Annotated in this window: 1 protein-coding gene; it reads right to left on the bottom strand. The window is 40.2% G+C overall.

The features are described from left to right. Window positions 1-20: 20 nt before the first annotated feature. The gene (locus KCG35_RS25315; RefSeq protein ID WP_215822626.1) at window positions 21-1322 is read right to left on the bottom strand and encodes an IS701 family transposase; all 1302 of its coding nucleotides are present in this window, start codon (window positions 1320-1322) and stop codon (window positions 21-23) included. Window positions 1323-1410 lie beyond the last annotated feature (88 nt).

Raw genomic sequence — 1410 nt, forward strand, 5'->3', positions numbered from 1 at the left:
CTAAAGTTTCACCATAATATTTAAGCTACTAACTGCAGCATAGTGCTAATGAATTTATTTTTGTGAAGTTTAGTAAAAATACCCAAACCTTCACTGAATTCTTCTTGTTCAATTTCTTCAGCAAAGAGTCGGCGGATATCGGAGAAAGCAAAAGATTTGCGATTGATTACAGAATAACGCCTAGAGGGTTTACTCGACTTCTGAGCCACATAAAACCAGAGTAATGACATAGCCATCATACAAAAATGGAGATGGTTCGTCACGGCATGCTTTGTTCTCGCCTGACAAGATAAACTCCCTAACTCCTGTTTCAATTCTTTAAAGCCGGCTTCAATCTTCCAGCGTGCCCCGTACCACTCAATGATTTGAGCCACTGTGAATGTGATATCGGTTGAAAAGATCGCAACCCAAGAGGCGCGTCCCGAGTAAATCCACACGACTCTGATTTGTGTTTTTAATGACTTACTCATCAATAGCTCAGTATAAGCCCGTACCTCGCGGGATTTACCATAGAGTTCAACCTGATACGTCTTTGCATTTCTTTTATGTCGCCTTGCTAGAGCTGCTACATTACCACGACGTTTGCCGTACTTTTTAGGTGCGCCTCGTTTTCTTTTCTTAGGTAGAGTTGGCTGATCATACAAAACGCTATTCGAACGCAACCTTGAGAGGAGATGAAACTGCTCACCAAGCTCTTTTTTCAAAGGTAAATATAATGACCCGTTGCCAAACCAGTTATCACAGACTAACAATACTGAGCGATGGCGACATACCTTGAGCACACTTAAGATCATGGAAATAGCTTGATCAATTCGTGTTTGAAAGTTTTTCTTAGCAACATCTTTATTCAGCCGATAAAAACGAAAGTTCAGGGGTAAGCTAGCCCAGCGGCCGTGAATATTTTTCAAACAGCTTAGTTTGACAATATTTTGTCCCCAGATATAACGCGACTGATTCAGTTTAGCGGCATGATCAAAGTGGTTGCCGCAAGCAAAGATGTTCTTTCCGGTTTTAGGCACCATAGAATCATCTATGGAAAGAAGAATAGGACCTTCCGTATGATTTAAGGGTAATATTTTTTGCCAGACAATTGGCCATAATTTATCCCAAGCTAACTTAGGCGAAGCCATAAATCCGTAGAATCGACGGATGGTAACGTTATATTTAAAGAGCTTTGTGACGGTTCGGTAGAGTTGTGAAGCTCTGGAGCCTACGACTGGAAGCATAATGGCGATCAAAGTATAAACAAATAGCGCCTTTCTTTCTCCATTTTGTGTAATTTGAGTTTGCAATGTTTTAAGAAGATCGATTAAACTTTGCACTGAAGCCTCTTTTTTGGGTGTTGTTTTTTGGCGAAAACTAACATATCAAAAAAGGGGCTTTTTTGTTACTGAAATGGTGAAACTTTAG

It is taken from the genome of Zooshikella harenae, assembly GCF_018837975.1.
In the GTDB taxonomy this organism is placed as follows: Bacteria; Pseudomonadota; Gammaproteobacteria; order Pseudomonadales; family Zooshikellaceae; genus Zooshikella; species Zooshikella harenae.